General features: G+C 56.4%; 10 protein-coding genes and 1 tRNA gene. 7 read left to right on the top strand and 4 right to left on the bottom strand.

Going from position 1 to position 19,869, the window contains the following annotated elements; all coding sequences use genetic code 11:
* Positions 1-51: 51 nt before the first annotated feature.
* Positions 52-2,259, bottom strand: coding sequence for a VWA domain-containing protein (locus tag NZ823_07660; protein ID MCS6805004.1), 2,208 nt, complete (start codon positions 2,257-2,259; stop codon positions 52-54).
* A 303-nt stretch (positions 2,260-2,562) separates the two neighbouring features.
* Here NZ823_07660 and NZ823_07665 point away from each other — a divergent pair, with 303 nt between their 5' ends.
* On the top strand, positions 2,563-3,687 hold the full coding sequence (locus tag NZ823_07665; protein MCS6805005.1) for a hypothetical protein: 1,125 nt from the start codon (positions 2,563-2,565) through the stop codon (positions 3,685-3,687).
* Positions 3,688-3,913: 226 nt separating this feature from the next.
* On the opposite strand, the gene NZ823_07670 is transcribed toward NZ823_07665, so the two are convergent.
* Both NZ823_07670 and NZ823_07675 read right to left on the bottom strand, forming a co-directional pair.
* Positions 3,914-7,690, bottom strand: a complete 3,777-nt coding sequence (locus tag NZ823_07670) for a carboxypeptidase-like regulatory domain-containing protein (protein ID MCS6805006.1) — start codon at positions 7,688-7,690, stop codon at positions 3,914-3,916.
* Between the two features lie 213 nt (positions 7,691-7,903).
* Entirely contained in the window at positions 7,904-11,749 is a 3,846-nt protein-coding gene (locus NZ823_07675; protein MCS6805007.1) for a TonB-dependent receptor, read from the bottom strand.
* A gap of 445 nt (positions 11,750-12,194) precedes the next feature.
* On the opposite strand from NZ823_07675, the gene NZ823_07680 reads away from it, so the two are divergent.
* Positions 12,195-13,247, top strand: coding sequence for a PDZ domain-containing protein (locus NZ823_07680; protein MCS6805008.1), 1,053 nt, complete (start codon positions 12,195-12,197; stop codon positions 13,245-13,247).
* A gap of 193 nt (positions 13,248-13,440) precedes the next feature.
* Entirely contained in the window at positions 13,441-15,171 is a 1,731-nt protein-coding gene (locus tag NZ823_07685) for a M28 family peptidase (protein ID MCS6805009.1), read from the top strand.
* Between the two features lie 147 nt (positions 15,172-15,318).
* Here the strand turns inward: NZ823_07685 and NZ823_07690 are convergent, their stop codons facing one another.
* Positions 15,319-16,698 carry an acetylxylan esterase gene (locus NZ823_07690; GenBank protein ID MCS6805010.1) on the bottom strand — a complete coding sequence of 460 codons (1,380 nt, stop codon included), beginning with the start codon at positions 16,696-16,698 and terminating at the stop codon, positions 15,319-15,321.
* A gap of 168 nt (positions 16,699-16,866) precedes the next feature.
* Here NZ823_07690 and NZ823_07695 point away from each other — a divergent pair, with 168 nt between their 5' ends.
* The 4 genes from NZ823_07695 (at position 16,867) to NZ823_07710 (ending at position 19,800) form a co-directional block, all read left to right on the top strand.
* Complete coding sequence (locus tag NZ823_07695) at positions 16,867-18,255, top strand: hypothetical protein (protein MCS6805011.1); 1,389 nt, start codon at positions 16,867-16,869, stop codon at positions 18,253-18,255.
* Between the two features lie 310 nt (positions 18,256-18,565).
* A tRNA-Ser gene (locus tag NZ823_07700) sits at positions 18,566-18,651 on the top strand.
* Between the two features lie 246 nt (positions 18,652-18,897).
* Positions 18,898-19,242, top strand: a complete 345-nt coding sequence (locus tag NZ823_07705; GenBank protein ID MCS6805012.1) for a YtxH domain-containing protein — start codon at positions 18,898-18,900, stop codon at positions 19,240-19,242.
* An 18-nt stretch (positions 19,243-19,260) separates the two neighbouring features.
* Entirely contained in the window at positions 19,261-19,800 is a 540-nt protein-coding gene (locus tag NZ823_07710) for a hypothetical protein (protein ID MCS6805013.1), read from the top strand.
* The last annotated feature ends 69 nt before the right edge of the window (positions 19,801-19,869 follow it).

Raw genomic sequence — 19,869 nt, forward strand, 5'->3', positions numbered from 1 at the left:
ACGACTCATGGATTTTGGAGCCGTCATTCTACTCAACGCCAGCGGCTCTAATCAATCCACCACGGTGAATGAAGTCCGCTCGACCACGCGATGCGTGCCGTCGGTCACGGTGACCCGTAAATCATACGCGCCGGTGGGAAACGAAGCGGTCGGGAATTCGGCTACATACTGAATCTGGCCGCGCGCGTCCGGCGCCGGCAGCGCGCCTGAGGATTGGCCCACCACTTGGTACTTATGAATGAACTCGATCTTGACGTTGACGGTCGCTGTCGGATCGGCCTGCACCATGAAGTAAAAGAGCATCTTCTGATCCGACGATTTCTTATACACCCGATCCATGTTCGGCATGATGGTGACGTTGCCGTACTGGAACGGATTGCCCTCGTTGCGCTCGCCGGGACGCAGTGTCTCGACGTTGCCCACAGGCACAATGCTGCTCAACCGCAATGGCGCTGCGCTCCCCGCCGGCACGTTCAGCGACACCTGTTGCACGCTGGCCTTGCCGCTGCCAGCATCGCGGGCAATCAGCTCAATTTGATACTGACCTGGTTCCAGGTCTGTGTTGCGATAAAACAAAATCTTATTCGACTTAAATGCGTCCAGACGATCCGCGCGAACGCTGACCGCATAATTTTGACTGAGCTTGCGCACAACCGCGCGGCGCGCGTCCTTGACAAGCGCCATGACGGCCAGTTGTCCGACATAGTTCTTTGGCTCGTCTTTACCGCCATCCTTTTTCTTCTCTTTGCTAGCCGGCTTGTCTTCGGTGAGAACGATCCTGTCGGCAGGAATTTCAGCGACCACCTGCACGCTATTGATCATGCGCGGCGGCGGCAGCGGGAATTGCAACGAAGCGACCTTCAGCGGAAAGTCTGCTGGCCGAGGCGTCACCCGCAGCGCCTCAAACAAGGGTTCCTCGTGTGGCAGCACCGGCATGGCATCACTCGACGGCAGCGCGAAGTATCCACTGCGCGCCCGCACACGCACATCATCGCGGTTGACTTTGAGCGAGATTTTACGGAAGCGCCCGTCGAAATCCTGATTCGATGGCGCATAGGTCAACACGTAGTACGTGTGCGTATCTTCATCAATGCGCGCCAGTCCGGCCCGCAGGTCATTGGTGTTGCGAATGGCCAGGCCGCCGGTCGCTTCGGCTAACTCCACGAGCACGCTCTGCGTGTTGAGCCGGCCAATCGTTTCAACACGACCTAACATGGATTCCCCGCCTTCCACAATCGTCGGATCAGCGCCTGCCGCGCGCGCAGTGGCCAGCGCCGAGACTTGGTCGCTAACGCGCCCACCTTCACTCTCCACGCGCAATCCGCCGGCATCAACCGTGTAGAACGCCACGTTATACCGGTTGGCATTGCCGATCACTGAGCGGAACTGTCCAGCCACGCTTGAAGGAATCGAGAAGCCTTCGGAAAACAGAATCACCGTCTTGCGTCCGGGCAGCGATTGTTGACCACGAATCAATGCAAGCAACGCTAGCACGCTGGCGCGCGCTTGCGCTTCGCGCTCGAACAGCTCGAAACTGCGAAACGTGTTGATCAACACGCTATCAAGCTGACGGCTAACATCGCCCGTTGGCGAGAGGCGCGTCGCTGCGGCTTCGGCAAGCTGTTGTGAGACAGGCTGCCCCTCGCCGCGCGTTTGCAGGAGGCGTTCCAATGCCTCGGCGCTCGAAGTGAACTGGCGTGACGTGCTGCTGGCCGCAATCTCCACCGCTTTCTTCAGCGCCTCACGGTCACGGGTGAACTGCTGAATCATGAAGAGCCGCAGGTCAATGCCAAACACGGCGATCCAATCATCAGGTCCGATCTTCTCCAGGTACTCGCGCGCGGCGCGGGCGGCATGGATTTGACTGCCCCGCGCCAGCGACAAATTATCGAACACCAGAATAACCAGGTTCGGTTGTCTGGCCACAGAGCCTGTGGCAGGCGCGACCGGATTGGCCGTGGATGGTTTCTCTCCCGTCATCCGGACTGACGCATCACGCCCCCGCCGTTCCAAGCGAACTGAAGTAATCGTTTGCTTGATGCCATCCTCGTACACCTCAAAATCAGCGGGCGTCAGATCAACAATCGTCTTGTTCTTTTTGTCCGTCACAATCACGTCCACGACCACTTCGGTGGCGGTCAGCTTAATCGCCTCCTGTTCCAATGCTCCCTTTTGATCTTGCTGCGCCCAGCCCAAGACCGAACCGTTCAGGCACAAAATGAGCCAACCAACGAGATAATGTATCCGCGCGTCGTGCATGAGGATATTCCTCCTCCGGATTGGAATCACTGTGAGCCAGCATTGTAACACAAGGCCGCGCGAAACTACACCAAATCTGGTCTGGGCGATGCTGCTGACACAATAGAAACTTGGCTTGACACTTACAAGTCCAGAATGTTATAACCGAGCCGCCCGGTGAAGGTACTTGCAGCAACAGTTTTAGGGAATGAAGCACAGGATTCTTGCGCCAGGAGGCAGCTTTGCAAGAACCGAGCTCATTCTTTTCGGGCATGTGCATGATTACGCATTTCAATCCAAAAATCTTTTAGGAGGAGAACCCTTATGAAGAGATTGTTTACGCTATTGACCGTAATGGGACTCGCTGGCCTATTGACGCTTGCCAGCTTCCCTGTATCTGAATCCACCACGAGCGCTGCGCAAGAGGGCGTGACCGATGATCCGACGACCACCCAAACGATCACATTGCCGGCATCAGGCACAATCACCATCAGTGGCAATATCGCCAGCCGTGGTGGGACGGTGATCTTCGTGGGTGAGGACAGTTTTGAGAAGGTGCTGAACCTCGTCGTTAACCAGCCAACTGTGGCGGCGTTTGACCTGAACTGGCCGAACCGCTCAACTGACCTGGACATGATCCTGTGGCAAGTCCCCGCCGGTGGTGATCCCACGTTGGTGAGCGATGCCGAGGCGGTGAACGCAGCGGCGTCGCCGCTTGGCCCAGCCGCTTTCCCTGAGAAGATCGGCCCCAATGTGCTGTTGCCGGGCCGTTATGTTCTGGGCATCACCAACTTTGAATGCGACACCTGCGGCGCCAATAGCACGCCCATTGACGGACCGCCGTCGGCGTACACACTGACCATCAAGACAGGCGGCACCGACCCGATTGAAGTGAACGTGGATAATGGTCTTTTGGCCATTCTGCGCTTCCGCACCGGCTTAGGGCGAACCTACGTCAATCGCTTCTCGTTGGGCCAGCAACTTGCTCTGTCTGGTCCTCGCCAGGTGACGATCACAGCCGCTCGCGTGAATCTATTTAATCCTTCCACGTTCGGCGTAGCGCGACCTGATATTCCGGGACAATCCGTGCGCTTCCTGGCATTCACCGCGCCCGCCGGCACAACGACTCCGCCGGATAACCCAACGCTGGTGTTCGACCGTAACCTGACAGTTCCCGGTGCGGACGGATTCCTTGATTTTGCTATTAACCCGCCGTTCGTCGTTGACAGCAATCAGGAGCTGTTCTTTGGCTACTTCATGGCCGATCCGGCCAACAATGGCATGCAGTTCAACATTGACACGTTGGGTGGTTCGGGTCGAACCCGCTCGTTCTTCGCCGGCGGCACGGGCAGGTCAACTCCTGCGCTGTCGGGTTGGGCTCCGGATGAAGGCACGGCGGCTGTTCCCCCCGGCGGCAATGTCATGCTGCGGTTAATTGTGAGTCAGTAGTCAGCCGCTTTCGCTGCTACGTAAACTCGGTTTGAATGCTCAGCGCTTTACCTGTGGGCTTTCATCCACAGGTGAAGCGCTTTGTTTTTGCAGCGAACTGCCAATGTGCCTGCACCTCACGGGCGAGCTGCACGGATAGAACGCGGATAAGGCCGAGGTAGATGGGCCGTTGCTTTATCCCTGCGACGCTCAGCCGAATCCGCGTCATTTGTGGTCTTTGTTTCGGCTAGAAATTGATTCGGAAGACGAACTGAATAATCCGGCCGCCTGGATCGTTGGTCGTGCCGAAGTCCCGATAGGCTTCAAATACCTCACCGAACGTCACACTGTTGATGCTGTGATTGCGCGCCTGTGAAGCAGCCGAGACGGGGAAGAAGAAATTTACCGTGTTAAACGCATTCAAAAACTCGGCGCGAAATTCTAGATTCAGCTTCTCGGTGAGAGGAGTTTTCTTCAGCACGCTCAGGTCTGCCCGGTAGAATGGCGGGCCGTGCAGGAAGAAAAATGCGCCCAGCTCGCCCGGCGTGGTCGGCGAATCAATGAACTCAGGATTGGCGCGCCCGTCCGAGCCGATCAATTCGGGAGGAAAGAAAAACACACGGCCATTTGGCAGCTTGCGGATCTTGAGCATTTTCTGGAGTTGATTGCGAGTGATGTTCTTCAACACAACAGTTGTGCTCAGCGGTGTAGCTGAACCGTTGTACGTCAGTCGCCCACTGGTCAAGCGAAACGGCGGTCCGCTTTGAATGCGCACAATCCCGTCGGTTTGCCAGCCGCCGATGATTTTGTTCAGCATGCTCGAGCTGGTGTTCCACAAGCGCCCGGGGCCAAATGGCAGCTCGTAAATCCAATTGACCTTCAGCGCGTGGGTAATGTCAAACGGCGACAATCCTTTATTCAGGTCAGGATTTCGAATGGTGATGTAATTTTGAAACGTGACAGCATCAACGACAGCGAAATTCGTCAGCGACTTAGAGAACGTGTAATTGCCTTGCACGAGCAATCCTTTGGATAGGCGGCGGCGCAGCTCGATCTGCAGCGCGTTGTAACTGGACGCGCCGCCGTTATCCAGCACGTAATTGCCGGCCGTTGTCTCCGGATTGACAACGAAGAAATTAGGTGGATAACCAGCGGCTACTAGGCGCGGGAAGAAGGCGGCGCTGAAGGCCAGCGACTGAGCGAACGCGCCGGCTTGACCTGTATCCAGATAATTGACGAACGTCGTGTTGCGGAACAGTGGCGCTCGCGGATTTGTCGTGCCAAAGGCCGCTTCCAAAATCGGCAACCGCACCTGTCCGGGCAGGCCTTGATTGGAGAACAAGGCGCCACGATTGGCTGCGCGACTGATCCGCAGGTTGTTCTGCGCGTTGATGAACTCCTGCAAGAATCCATTCTCAAAGATGTTCACTTCGTTCAGATCGAATTGCCGATAGAGTTTGACGCCGCGATTGCCCACGTAGCGAATTTCTAGCACCGTGTCGCGCATGATCTCGCGTTGCAGACCGAACGACCATTGTTGGACGTACGGCGTCTTCAAATTGGGGATGAACGCGTTGGGCGCCACGCCGCCATAGGTGAAGTCAGCCTGCGCGATAGGAAATTGGAACTCGCGGGGCTGGCGAGACAAGGGCGGCACGCCGTTGCGCAACAGCAACGAACCCGGCGTGAAGTGCACATCGGGGACCAGCTCGCCAAAGGCATACGGCCCCGGATTCGGCCCGATCATGAAATCATTCAAGATCGTCAGCCCTTCGCGCGTGTAGCTGATGGAGAAACCGCCGCGAATAGCGGATGCGCCGCCCGTGCCGAATAATTTTCGCATGAGCCAATGTTGTGACTGAGGGCTCCAGGCAAAACCCAGACTCGGCGCCAGATTATCCAGATCGCGTGCATACACCGGTTGATCACCAACCAGATGATAGACCGTCGGACGGCCCGTCAATACGCCGGGTCTGAACAGATTGCCAACACCAGAAATGCCCCATAGACCTTCAAAGCCGGGCGTAGAATAAATGTTGTTGGTGTTCCGAGGGGCGCCTTGATACTCCCATCGCAAACCATAATTGAGCGTCAGCTCTTGCGTCGCGCGCCACGAATCCTGTGCGTAGAAACCATATTCGACGTGTTCAGTTTTTTGTACGAGTGGGATGAACTGTTCATACTTGCGCGTTCGCTCGTTGACGTAGACGGAACCGGTGACGCCCGAAATGCGCCCGGTCAGAAACGCGTACAACGCGCGCGCCCGAGGCAGTTCGTTCGCTGTGCTGATGCCGGGGAAATTGTCCGTGTTGAACATTGCATCAGCCGGGTCGGTCGGCAACACGCCAAAACTGATGTCGGGGATGGCGCTGCCTAAGCCGAATGGATCGTAGTCCACGACTTTCGATCTGATCCAACTGAAATTGCCGCCAAAATTGAGATTGTGCGCCCCTTTTGTCCACGTGAATTGATCTGCCCACTGATAATAGGGCGTATTGCGTCCGGCCGTTGGAAACTGAAACGGGCTGGTCAGAAACGATGGAAAATTGACAACAAAGCCGCTGGTAAAGGTCTCCAGGCCGACGCCTGGATTGAAAGCAACGGGCGCGGCCTGAAAGCCGAAGCGAAATTCATTGACTTTGTTGGCAGCCAGCGTCGAACGCAGCGCGGTGGAGATGAGGTAGCGATTCGACACCTGGCCACTGCGTTGTGTGAAGCCAGGGATCACCGGACTGCCCTGGTTATTGAAGTACTGGTAATGATATGTGCCTTCCCAACGATGATTGCTTGTGATGTTCAGGTCCAGACGCAGCGAAGAGAAGCTGCGACGATCGTAGGTCCGGCTGTTGAAACCGATCTCATCACGAATCAGGTCGAGCTTGCGAACCGCAACCGAACCGCGCGCCTGATCAATTTGTTCCAACAGCGCGGTAATTTGAGGATCGGCTGTGCTGGGAAAGCCGTTGCGCCCGGCCAGGTCAAATAGGTTCACCGCGTTGGTCTGCCCAGGACGATCTGTGCGCGCGTAGGTGAATAATCCGCGTCGAGCTTCCGCCGTCAGAATGTTACGCCGCACAAAGCTCGATTGCGGCAACCGGAATTCGTCCTGCGCGAAGAAGAAAAAGAAGCGGTTTTTGATGACGGGGCCGCCGATTTTGCCCCCGAACTGGTTGAGTACAATGATTTGCCGTGGCAGCCGCGCCTGATTGTTGAAAAAGTAATTACTATTGAGCGCCGTGTTGCGATGATACCACCAGCCGCCGCCATGCCATTCGTTCGTTCCGCTTTTGGTGACGAACTTGATTTTGACGGCGCCTTCGCCGGCAGCGTCAGCGCCGGCATTGCTGGTGGTCACCGATACTTCTTCAACGGCGTCAATGCGCGGACGAACAATCGTGAAGAATCCATCTGAACTGCGCAGGTAATTGTCTTGCACATTGATGCCGTCAAATGTGATGTCAATCGCGCCTTTAGGTAGGCCGTTGATGGACGATGTGCGCGGCGTCCCCGGCGTCGCTGTGCCCGGCAGCGTGAGCACCAAATCGAGCGCGTCACGGGATACAAACGGCAGCTCGGTAATCTGTCGTCCGGTGATCGTTGAATTGATAGTTGGCGAGCTCTTATTGATCAGGACTTCCCCGCCCCCTTCAATGATAACGACCTCAGTCATCTGCCCAACGTCCAGCACGACGGTCAATTTGATCGAGCCCCCGACATCAAGTTTGATGTCACGCATCACGATTTGCTTAAAACCGGCTGCGCTGGCCTGAACCGAGTATACGCCGACGGGCAGCGCCGTCACGGCAAAGAAGCCATCGTCATTGGATTTTGTTCTGTACTGGAAGCCTGTGGCCTGATTGATCACCACCACCTCGGCCTCAGGGACAACCGCGCCCTGAATATCCGTCACAGTACCTGTGATCGTGCCGCTGGTTGCCTGCGCGAACACAGCTTGACTGAGGCAGCTCATCCACACAGTGACCACTACGTATGTAAACCGCTTAGCAAGACCCTTCATGTTCATAGATACCTCCTTTGCTTGAAGAAACACACTGCCCCTCTTTGCAAGAGCGGTGTCAAACAGGTTCCATGTCTAACAGGACGTCGTCTTGAAACCGATTCGCTCGATAAAGCTGGTGATCGAAGTGGACCGACACCGCTGATGCTGAATCAAAAACGGCTTGATGACGCCGACCATCAACTGGCCCGCGTCATCAAGCCTCATACCACAGAATGACTAAAAATTGATTCGGAAGACGAATTGAATGATCCGTCCGCCCGGATCATTTGTCGTGGACGTATCCTGATACGCATTCAGAATCTGTCCGAACAGGCCGTCATTGATATTCGCCGTACTACCATTGGCCGCGCCGGCGCCAAGGAGGCCCCGCGTGCCGCCGCTGCCGGACGCTGCGCTCCGCGCAAAGTAGAAGTTAGCGTGATTGAACGCATTCAGAAATTCAGCGCGAAACTCCACGTTCCAGTTCTCCGTGATGCGCGTCTTCTTTACGAGACTCAGGTCCCAGCGTTGGAAGCCTGGACCGTGCAACCAGAGAATAGAGCCGAACTGCCCCGGCGTGCTAGGCGAATCAAGAATGTTCTTGTTGGCCTGGCCGTCCGGCCCGATCAATTCTTCAGGGAAGAAATAGACCTGGCCGGTTGGCGTCTTGCGCACCTTGAGCATCTTTTGCAATTGCTGTCGGGTTATTCCCTTGAGGACAACACCGCTATCAATGCCCAATCCTGTGAGGTTGTGGTTGAACGTGTAGCGAGCGCTGGTCAGCACAAACGGGGCGCCGGTCTGCGCGCGGAAGATGCCATGCAGGGCCCATCCTTCGATTGCCTTATTGGCCAAGTTCGAACTGAAGCCCCAGCGTTGACCTGGGCCAAACGGCAATTCGTAAATCCAGTTAGCTTTGAACACATGTGTAATGTCAAACGGTGAGAGTCCTTTGTCCAACCGGGGATTGCGCAACGTCTGACGCGGCTGAAACACAACCGCGCTGACCTCGCTGATGTCCGAGAGGGCTTTGCTGAAGCTATAGTTGGCCTGCAACAATAAACCTTTGGAAAAGCGCCGTCGCAGGTCAACCTGCAACGCATGATAGTTGGAATCGCCATCATTGGTCAGATACCAGACGCCACCTGTTCCTTCAGGATTTACCACAAAAAAGTTCCGCGGATAGCCAGCACTGACCAGGTTATCCATGAACAGACGGTTCGTGGCCAGTCGTCGCGCAAACGTGCCGGCTTGACCAGAATTCAAGTCACCGATGAACGCACTGGCGCGAAACTGCGGCGAGGTAGTTCGCCCACCAAACGCAGCCAGCAGAATCGGCACTGGCTGCGTTCCAGCAGCGCCCGGCGCAAAGCTGCGCCCACCGTTGATCCGCAGATTGATCTGCGCGTTGAGGAAGTCTCGCAGGAACCCATTTTCAAAAATGTTGACTTCGTTCAGGTCGCCCTGGCGAAACAGCTTGACGGCGTGATTGCCGACATAGCGGACCTCCAGCACCGTGTCGCGCATCAGCTCGCGCTGCACGCTCAGCGTCCACTGTTGCACATACGGGACCACCAGGTCACGCGTCAAGTAACCATTGGGTGTGAATGCACTGTAAGCAAAATCAGCCTGCCGCAACGTGGTGGTGAACCGATCCAGTGTCCTTCGCAATGGCGGCAATCCTTGTCCACCGTTGAAATGTAAACTACCCGGCGGGAAATCGCCGCGCCCCACGCGCAGACTTGCCTCGACTTGCGGTCCTGGATTCGGCCCCAACATCAGGTTGTCAAACAACAGCGTGCCTTCACGAGTATACGTGATCCCGTAGCCGCCGCGAATGACCGTCTTGCCTTCGGAGCCGAATATCTTGGACAACCATCCCTTCTGGATGTTAGGCGACCAGGCCAGACCAAGACTAGGAGCAAAATTGTTCCAGTCGCGATTGTAGCTTTCCCCTTCCACAACCGTGTAGATGGTGGGTTGCCCTTGAAGGACGCCTGGCTTAAACAGGTTGCCCGGCCCGGAAATACCCCACAAGCCGTCCGGCTGCGGCGTGAAGTAAATTCTGTTGGTGTTGACCGGCGGACCTTGATACTCCCAGCGCAGTCCATAATTGAGCGTGAACGTTGGCGTGAGGCGCCAGGAATCCTGCATATAGAGCCCAAACTCCGTGTGCCGGCCGCGTTGTGTCAGGGGTTGGCCTTGAACGAATTCGCGCAACTTTTCGTCCACGTAAACGATCGCACTGATGTCGGTAATGCGGCCCACCAGCAGCGCGTAAAGACTACGGGCGATGGGTAAGTCCGTCGCAGTGGAAATGCCAGGGAAGTTGGCCACGTCAAAGAGCGTGCTCTGGGCTGGATCATTGGCGTCAATCCCAAACGTAACCGTCGGGATGGCGTCACCGTAGCCAAAGGGATCGAAATCATTTCCCCAGAATGTAACCAGCGTGGCCGAGCCACCGAACGAGAAGTTGTGGCGGCCCTTGGTCCATGTCAGATTATCAATCCACTGTTTGACAGGTGTGTTGCGCCGCGATGGCGAAAACGGAGGAATCGGGTTGCTGCCCAGCGGCCAATCCAACCGATAGCCGCCCGGCACTTTTTCGGGACCTAACTCGCGGAAAAACGCCACCGATCCACCTTGCAAGCCAAAGCGAAACTCATTAACCATTGTGGGCGAAATCGTCCAGCGCATTGCCGTTGACCCAGAGAAGCGATTGGAGTGCTGTCCACCAGCCAGGCCTAAGCCGGGGAAGATCGGATCGGCGCCATTGAGCGTATCAGGAAATGCATCGAAGTAGTTGTAGTGCGCGATCCCTTCCCACCTGATTTTTTCAGTGATGTTCCAGTCCAATCGCAGGTCGGTGAAGTAGCGTTTATCGAAGCTGGGCGAGTTGAAGGCAAACCGCTCAAGCCGCCCGGCCGGGTCAGCCGGCGAAACCGTGCCCAGCGCGCGAGCCTGATTGATACGGTCAATCAAGCCGCCGATCGCTGGATCAATCCGCGTCGGGAGGTTGTAACGAGCGGCCAGTTCCAGCAAATTCACCTTTTGAATTTGCCGATTGTCCGTGCGCACATAATTGAAAATCCCTCGCGACGAGTCCAGACTCAACATGGTACGCTCGCGGAAAATCGAAGACGGAATGCGGAAATTATCATGCGACCAGAAGAAAAACATCTTGTCTCGCTTAATCGGGCCGCCAATCTTGTAGCCAAATTGGTTCAACAGGATTCGTTGTCGAGGCAGTCCTCGTTGGTTGTTGAAAAAGTAATTGGAGTTGAGCGCGGTATTGCGATGATACCACCAGCCGCCGCCATGAAACTCATTGGTGCCGCTTTTGGTGACGAAGGCGATTTGCACGGCGCCTTCGCCGGCTGAATCAGCGCCCGGATTGCTGGTTGTCACCGTGACTTCTTCAATGGCGTCAATGCGCGGGCGAACATACGCGAAAAAGCCATCACCACTCTTGAGCAAGTTATCCTGAACGTTAATCCCATCGAGCGTGATATTGATAGCTCCTTTGGGCAACCCATGGATCGAAGAAGTGCGCGGGCGACCCGGCGTGGCCACACCCGGTTGCGTTAAAGCCAAATCCAACGCATCACGCGACGTGATCGGCAATTCGATGATCTGACGACCGGTGATCGTCGTGCTCACCTCTTCCGAAGAACGATTGATCAACACCTCGGCGCCAGCCTCGACGTTAACCTGCTCGATGATCTCGCCAGCTTCCAGCACAACCTTCAAATCAACCGGCGTGGCGGCGCTCAAGGCCACCGAGCGAACCACTAATGACTTAAACCCAGCAGCCGTCACCGTCACCGTGTAATTACTGACCGGCAGGCCAGGCACCAAAAAGTACCCATCCGGATTCGTGGTCGTTTTGTATTCAACGTTAGTCGTGGTGTCTTTGATTACAACTTCAGCGCCAACAACGACGGCGCCTGTTTCATCCGTCACGGTTCCGGAAATTCGGCCTGTAGCGCCGCCTTGAGCGAACGCCTCCGACCAAGGCCCGAACCAGACCAATGCCAGCAGACACGCCGTAGCGCATGTCATAACGATCTTTGAGAGTTTCATATCCTAAGTCCTCCATAGATCAGAGCACTCTTCACCGGCGGCCTGCGACCCACCCGCGCAATCGAGAACGTAAGGCTGAGTGCGGCAGAAACAAATAAGCCAGCCACGCTTCAGACGAGGTCCTACAACGAGTTCTACCAACCCAGCGGATGCTCTGACGGTCGCTCACCACCGATGCTGAATGCTCCTTGAAAATAAACTCAAACCCGATGAAGCCGTGCAAATTGTATGCCACGCTCTCAGAAAATATCAAGCTAATTGGGTGTTTAAGTTTAGACGCGCAACAGCGCTCAGCCCACCACCGCATCATCCATTTTTTTGGAAGGTTTTTCCGAAAAATTGGAAACCTGCCGCCCGGTGCGAAAAAATCAGGAACCTTCCCAGAGCACTTGCGTGAGGAACACTCCAACGTGCACAGTCAAGCTTGTTTGAGGAGGCATCAACTATGCGAAAACGCATTCTTTTCTTCTTGTCAGTTCTGCTGATGGCTGCGGGCCTGACGGGCTGGGGCGCTCCCAGTTGGGCTTTCGATGAGACAAACGACCAGGACACCATTACTGAGCAGAATGTGGTTTTGATTCAAGACGAAGATGAAAGTAACGCGCCGTACTTCTTCAGCATGTATGCCAGCGCCGGCGGCAGCTTTCTTGGTGTGACGACTGAGGAAGTCACCCCGGAGGTTGTACGACGACTGAAGCTGAAAGAAGAACGTGGGGCCTTGATCACGAGTGTACTACCCGACAGCGCGGCGGCCAAAGCCGGATTACAAAAGGACGACGTGATCGTTCGCTGGAACGGAGCGCCTGTGGAAAGCGCTTCCCAACTTCACCGCCTTATTCGCGAAACGCCCAGTGGACGGATGGTTCGATTGGGGGTCGTTCGCGATGGCCGCGAAATCGAGATGCGAGTCACGCTGGGTAAACGCTCGGAACACGAGCCGAGGCAATTTAGAGGTCTCCTGGACCGAGAAACACAAGAGCGGTTGCGCGAGCCGTTCGGCAAAGCGCGCGAGGCTCTGGAGAACCTAGATTGGGGCGCTTACTTCGGAGCATTCAGCGGTCGTGGACGGATGGGCATCACACTGCAAGAACTGACGCCACAGTTAGCCGACTATTTTGGCGTGAAAGATCGAACCGGTGTGCTGATTTCTTCTGTGCGTGAAGATTCACCGGCCAGTCGAGCAGGCCTCAAAGCAGGCGATGTCATCATCGCTATTGACGGAGAGAGCGTGCAAGACGCCAATGATGTGATCCGCGTGGTCGCCAAAAAGGAGCAAGGGCCAGTAGAGGTGCGCATCGTGCGTGAGCGGCGCGAAATGACCGTGACGGTGACACTGGAGAAGAAGGAAAAAGCCATGCCCTACTTCTTTGGCCCCGAAGCCGGTGCAGTGCGCTTTCGGGCGCCGCACATCAGGCTGTTCGTGCCTCGCATCAGAGAGATTATCCCGGCGCCAGTTAGGCCGCTCAAGCAAATTGGTACGCCGGCAGGCGTGATTTAGGTTTTCTCCTCCTGAACGGCGAAGGCGACCGTGTGACGAGGTGAGCTGGCGCCGGAGCAACCGGGCGGCTCTCTGATCAACCGGTCACCTCCCCTTCTTCGGCCGGCCACTTCATTGGCCGGCCACTTTCCACCTCTTTGGGCTTTCCCTATACTATCCGCTCGCTCGATCAACTCAACTACAGGAGGATGGTATGTCACGGATCAGTTCAATGTTGGGCTGTGTCGTTTCAGTCGTTGTTCTTTTTGTTTCTTGCGGGACACTTCAGTCCACGCCTTCTGGCGCAGCAAGCGAGCAGCCGCTCAGCCCGCCTGCATCGGCGCTCAGCGCGATCAATGCGCAAGACCTGATGGCCTATATTCAACGGCTCGCCTCAGATGAGTTTGAAGGTCGGGCTCCCGGCACAAAGGGCGAAGACCTGACGGTCGAGTACCTTTCGGAACACTTCAAGCGACTCGGACTGAAACCAGGGAATACGGATGGAACTTATATTCAGAAAGTCCCGCTCGTCGGTCTGACGCCTGATCCAAACATGCGGTTGATTTTCACGGCTGGCGCTCAACGGCTCACGTTGGCATACCGCGACGAGTTTGTGGCGTGGAGCAAACACGTTGTCGAGCAGACCGGTGTTCAGGATTCGGAGGTCGTGTTTGTCGGCTATGGCGTGGTCGCGCCGGAGTTCAACTGGGACGATTTCAAGGGACTGGACGTCAAAGGCAAAACGCTGATCATGCTGATTAACGACCCGCCAGTGCCTGATCCCGGCGATCCATCGCGCCTGGATGCAAAGACGTTTGGTGGTCGAGCGATGACCTACTACGGTCGCTGGACCTACAAGTATGAAATCGCTGCACAGAAAGGCGCGCGCGCCTGTTTGATCATCCACGAGACGGAACCGGCGGCCTATCCGTGGGCGGTGGTTCAGGGGCGAGCCGGTGAGCAATTCGATCTTTCGACGCCGGATAAGAATTTGTCTCGTTGCGCTGTTGAAGGCTGGCTCACCTATGAGAGCGCGAAAAAGCTGTTTGCGCTGGCCGGCCAGGACATAGAGAAGCTGAAGAAAGCCGCTGTCAGTCGGGATTTCAAACCGGTTCCGCTGCCCGTAAAAGCATCGGTCTCAATCCGCAATACCATCCGCCCGGTTGATTCCAGAAATGTCATCGCCAAGCTCGAAGGGAGCGATCCTCGGTTGAAAGACGAGTATGTGGTCTATATGGCCCACTGGGATCATCTCGGCAAAAAAACATCGCTGACGGGCGACCAAATTTTCAATGGCGCTGTTGACAACGCCACTGGCACAGCCGCTCTGTTGGAACTGGCAGAGGCATTCACCAAGCTGCCCACTCGACCGCGTCGTTCCATTTTGTTCTTAGCGCTGACGGCGGAAGAGCAAGGGCTGCTGGGGTCTCAATACTATGCTGAACATCCGATTTACCCGCTGGCCAAAACGGTCGCAGCCATCAACATGGATGCGATGAACCCATGGGGCCGCACCAAGGACGTGACGATCATCGGCATGGGCAACTCCACGTTGGACGACATCGCTCAATCGGCTGCTAGCGCCCAGGGGCGCATCGTCCGCCCAGACCCGGAACCGGAAAAGGGATTATTCTATCGTTCGGATCATTTCAACTTCGCTAAACAGGGCGTGCCGGCGCTCTATCTTGACGGCGGCGTTGAGTACATAGACCGCCCACCTGATTGGGGATTGAAGCGCATTCAACAGTACACCGCTGAGGACTATCACAAACCCAGCGATGAAGTGAAACCCGATTGGGACTTGAGCGGGCTTCTGCAAGATGTGCAGTTATTGTTTGACGTGGGTTACCGCGTCGCCAATCAGGACTCGTACCCCGAATGGAAGCCAGGCACTGAGTTCAAAGCGAAACGCGAACAGATGCTCAAACAGGCGTCCGGCTCATAGCTGCAGTCTTGGCGTTGCTGGAATGACTGAGCTGCACAGCCTTCCGGTTGTGATGCCCAGCTCCGCTTCGCGACGAAGTGCGCTGCGGTTGGGCGACTGGAATTGGCCAGTCTTTCAATTGAGACATCCAGCGCCGATACGACCGCCCTATTGTGGGGGACGAATCCGCGGCACGAAACCTGGGGGGAACTCAGGTAGCGACGAGACGTAGACCGAGCCCGGATACTCTGCTTCAACATAGTAAACCAGCCGAGAGGTGTCGCCAGTCAAGCTCACCGTGTACGAACCGTCGCTTTGCCGACGCATTGGCTCACGTTCAAACGTGTAGGCTCGGTCACGTGAATAGATCAATTGCACTCTTCTGGCGCCAGCAACCAATGCCCCCGGAACGATGAACACGGTCTCATTCCCTTGCTGTCTGACGCTCAATTGCGGATCCGGCGGCAGCGGCTGACCGTCGCGCAGATGCCAGTCAAACCACGCTTGAGCGTTACCGAGAATGCGCTTTGAGGCATTGACCACATTGTTGTATGTGTCGTAGCGGCGCGATGAGTCAGCATAGTAGCCATGATCCCAGTCGTAGATGATCTCCAGTCGCTTTTCTGGCGCGCGCGTCGCCTCGTAGGTGGATCGCGTCGTAGTGATGGGAAAGAACTCATCTTGCGCGCCGTTGATCAACATAACAGGCGCGTGCTGGCGACCCACGTAATGAATGGGATCAAGGTATCGTTCAAACGCGAGCACAGGCGGCGACTCTGGCGTCAGTCCGGTTTCGCTCATGAGCAGGGAAACCCATGAACCAGCTTCCAATGAGCGACGGAAATCACCGGTGGCCATGATCGGATAAGCAGCCGCCAAACGGTCATCAACGCCGTTAGCGATCCAAGTCATCAAGCCGCCGGCTGAAATGCCGGTCATGCCGATCTTTTGCCGGTTCACGGCAGGCAGCGTCGTCAGGTAGGTCACCGCGCGCATGGCCGAATAGGCATATTGATACAACCAGCTTCGGCGAATGTCGGGAATCGTGTTCAACCAGTTCCGCCATTGCGAGGGCGCGCCGGTTGAACGGCCTTGACCAGGGCCGCTGAACGAAATGGTAACGGCTTTGAGCATCGCGGCCAGTGTTTTGGCGACCTCCTCATCAGCTTGATCGCCTGCGCCGTGCCCATAGACGAGCGCGGGCAACGTCCCCGGCGCGTGTCCCGTCGGAATGGCCACAAAGCCATGAATGCGGATCGGTCCCTGGCCAACGTCAATCGAATCGAAGGTCACCTCGATCACCTCCATCGAAACGCGGTTGATTCTGGCGCGCGTTGGTCCGGCGACGACAGCCGCGTTCAACGTCAGTGGATTCTTGATCTCGGCCATGTCCCAAATCTCGGTTGGGTCCGGTTCGTTCTGTGCAGCGACAGGCAGCGGCGGCCTGCTTGTTATTGAACTGAGGGACGCCACCAACCAGAACGCGATCAGCAACGCGACCCAGCAACGAGCGGGCTGCACAAACGAGAAAGACTTTTTGTATGACATCACAATTCCTCCAATGCGTCATCTGTTCGTGGGCTTCAGCAGTGTAGCACAGTCCAGGTGAAAATGTCCGATGAAAAAGCTGCGACGCCGTGATAAAATGCGGCCACGCCCGGTGATACAAAAACAGATGCGCTGTTTCACAGCAGTTCCGTTTGGAGGCAAAATCTTATGAGACGAATGAGTGTGATTGCCGTCGTTGTGAGTCTAATCATCATCTCGATTGCCGATGCCGCTCGGCGAACTTCCACTGGCGGGCGCCAACCGAGGCGTTTTCATGCTTACGTGACCAACACGGGGGATGACAGCGTCAGTGTGATTGATTTGAGCACGGGCGCGCCACTGGCCACACCGATCAGCGTCGGACCAAGCCCGTCAGCGCTCGCCATCAGTCCTGACCAGCAACGGGTGTTTGTCGCCAATGCGCAGACAAACACGGTGTCGGTGATTGACACTGAGACGCGCCGGGTGGTGGCAACAACTGTGCTCGGACAAGCCTCAGTGCGCGCCGTCGGCGTGACGGTCGGATTGGATGGGCAGCGCGCATTTGTGACTCATCCACGCGGCAACACAGTCTATACGGTCCACACGGCCAGCAATGCCAGAGATGATCTGTTTCCCATGTCCGGCCAACCATCGGGTCTGGCGTGGATCATGAAAGCTGGTCCGTTTCTCTACGTTTCGACGCCGGCAGACCGTGGTGTCACCTCGGTGGACTTGTTTGAAACGCGACGCAGTCGGCGGCTCATTCCAACAGGTCGTCAACCATGGAGCATCGTGGCCTCGCCCGATGGCCAACTGGTGTACGTCACCGACGTGGAGGAGTCGAAAGTGAGCGCGATTTCGACAGTGACAGACAGAGTTGTAAGCGTGTTTCCGGTGGGTCGAAGCCCTGACGGTCTAGCAATCACGCCTGATGGCAGGCGGCTCATCGTAGCCTCGTTGCAGGCGCCGCAGGCGCATATTCTGAATCCGCTCGATGGGAACGTGATGGCGGTTGTGCCAACCGGTTCATCCATGAGGACGAATCAACCGGGACTCAACCGGGTGGCTGTCTCGCCTGACGGACTTCATGCGGTGGTGGCTAACGAAGATGATGACACAATCACGGTCATTGATTTGAAAGCGATGGTTGTGCGCGCGACTGTGCCGGTCGTAGACCAGCCGACGGGCGTTGTTATTGTCGGTAAGGCAGCCGTGTGCGATCCGAGGCCGTCCGTGATGGATTTCGGTGATGTACCGTTGGCTCATGGCAGTGTTGAGCAGGTCCTGAGCCTGACCAATCGGGGCACAGAGACGCTTCAGCTCACACGACTAACGATAGACACGCCGGCGTTTCAGATTGACGGGACGGCGCGCTCGTTGGCGCCGCGCGAAACAGCGCGATTCATTGTTCGATTCGTTGCCAACGGCCTCGGTGAGCATCTGGCAACACTGCGGATTGAGGCCAACGATCCTGATCCAGACCGTTGCTTCGTTCGGCTGCGCGCTGTCCGGCGCGCGAGTTTGTCGAGTGGTCGAGGTCCGGCCATTGCCGGCGACGAGCATGCGTGCAGGTAGGATTTCGCTTATTCCGATTGGCAATGAACCTGATCAAGGTTCTCTTCCAAACAGACGAATTACGTCAGCGGCCAGACCCGATGTAGCAGGTTGATCGTTCTCGCTCAGCCGGGCATCCTCGCCCGAGCGCGAATGATGGTGTTGGCAACTCACCCATAGGATTGCGGTGAAAGCGGCTCAAGAACAGATGCGCTCCTACACCTACTGCGAATCTGCAGGCATGCCCGCAGGTGAATGCGTCACAAGCCCGCAGCGGTTAACTTTGACAGAGTCTCGTTCAATTGATAGACTAAAATATCGTCAGATGAGCGGAGGGTTACGTTAATTGGTAAACGACCGGTCTTGAAAACCGGCGCCCGCAAGGGCTTGTGGGTTCGAGTCCCTCACCCTCCGCCACACTTCACTGACAGCTTGCATGCCAGTTCGGCCATCCTGTTGAGAAAGCGAACATCCTCGGTCGCGCCCGAAATAGCCGATACGCGCGCGCTTCGTCTTGTTGGCCGTCCTGTTGAGAAAGCGAACGTTCTCGGTCGCGCGGGCGATGGCTGAGCGGCCACGAGAGGGCCGGCCTGATTTGACCGACACAAGCGAACAATGTACACTGATGATTCCATCATTATCGAACGAGGAGTTGTATTGGTTATGTCAAAAGATCATGAATCGAGCAAACTGACTTATTTTTTAATCGGCGCAGGCATTGGCGCTGTTGTGGCGCTTCTGTTTGCCCCCAAGTCGGGACGGGAGCTGCGTGAAGACATTGCTGATCGCACGCGCCGGGGCATGGACAAAGCCTCCGAGGCATATCAGGCCACGCGAGAACGCGCCCGCGAATTAGCCGCAGCCGGCCGGGAGAAAGCGGCGGAGGTGATTGAGCACGCCAAAGAAGCAGTGGCTGAACAGCGCAGCCGTCTGTCAGCGGCGGTTGATGCGGGCAAGCAAGCCTATCGGGAGGAAAAGAAAAAGCTGTTGGAAGCCGAAGAAAGCTAATCTGACGGAGACAGTCCCGTGTCCCAGGAAACTCAATTCCTCTTTGCTATGACGTTTGCTGTGCTCACCGTGATTTTGCTGGTGAGCATTCTGTTGGTATTGGCACGCATTGGTCGAGTGATGCAGCAATTGCAGGCTTCTATCTATGCCCTGCGTCAGCAGGCCGAACCTGTGCTGCAGGATGCTCGTCAGCTCACTCAGGAGACGCGGGCCAGTCTTTCGACCATCCTCGCCCATGCGCAACAGACTGTGGCAGCGGTCGGTAAGACGACTGAACAAATCGCCTGGATGGCGCATGAGCAAGCCATTGAGTTACGGGCGTTGGCGCAAGACACAGTTCTGGCCGTGCGCAATCAAGTCGAGCGACTGGATGATCTGGTGTCGCGCACGACCACGCGCGTTGATCAAACGGCGGCCATCGTGCAGGCCGAAGTGCTTCAGCCCGTCCATGAACTTCATTGCATCGTCGTCGGGATTCAACGCGCCCTGCAGGTGCTCATGGCGCGAAAGCGACGTGCTCTCGATCAAGTCTACCAAGACGAAGAGCTATTTATTTGAAGCGACCGTCAGCCACCACGTGGCGCACGGGGTGTCTCGGCATCGCCATCTGGGCGTGCAGTGTGGGCC

The organism is Blastocatellia bacterium (assembly GCA_025054955.1).
GTDB lineage: Bacteria > Acidobacteriota > Blastocatellia > HR10 > J050 > JANWZE01.

Excerpts from the sequence above, each read along its gene's own strand:
- NZ823_07660 (MCS6805004.1), bottom strand. The coding sequence starts at position 2,259 with ATGCACGACGCGCGGATACATTATCTCGTTGGTTGGCTCATTTTGTGC.
- NZ823_07665 (MCS6805005.1), top strand. The coding sequence starts at position 2,563 with ATGAAGAGATTGTTTACGCTATTGACCGTAATGGGACTCGCTGGCCTA.
- NZ823_07670 (MCS6805006.1), bottom strand. The coding sequence starts at position 7,690 with ATGAACATGAAGGGTCTTGCTAAGCGGTTTACATACGTAGTGGTCACT.
- NZ823_07675 (MCS6805007.1), bottom strand. The coding sequence starts at position 11,749 with ATGAAACTCTCAAAGATCGTTATGACATGCGCTACGGCGTGTCTGCTG.
- NZ823_07680 (MCS6805008.1), top strand. The coding sequence starts at position 12,195 with ATGCGAAAACGCATTCTTTTCTTCTTGTCAGTTCTGCTGATGGCTGCG.
- NZ823_07685 (MCS6805009.1), top strand. The coding sequence starts at position 13,441 with ATGTCACGGATCAGTTCAATGTTGGGCTGTGTCGTTTCAGTCGTTGTT.
- NZ823_07690 (MCS6805010.1), bottom strand. The coding sequence starts at position 16,698 with ATGTCATACAAAAAGTCTTTCTCGTTTGTGCAGCCCGCTCGTTGCTGG.
- NZ823_07695 (MCS6805011.1), top strand. The coding sequence starts at position 16,867 with ATGAGACGAATGAGTGTGATTGCCGTCGTTGTGAGTCTAATCATCATC.
- NZ823_07705 (MCS6805012.1), top strand. The coding sequence starts at position 18,898 with ATGTCAAAAGATCATGAATCGAGCAAACTGACTTATTTTTTAATCGGC.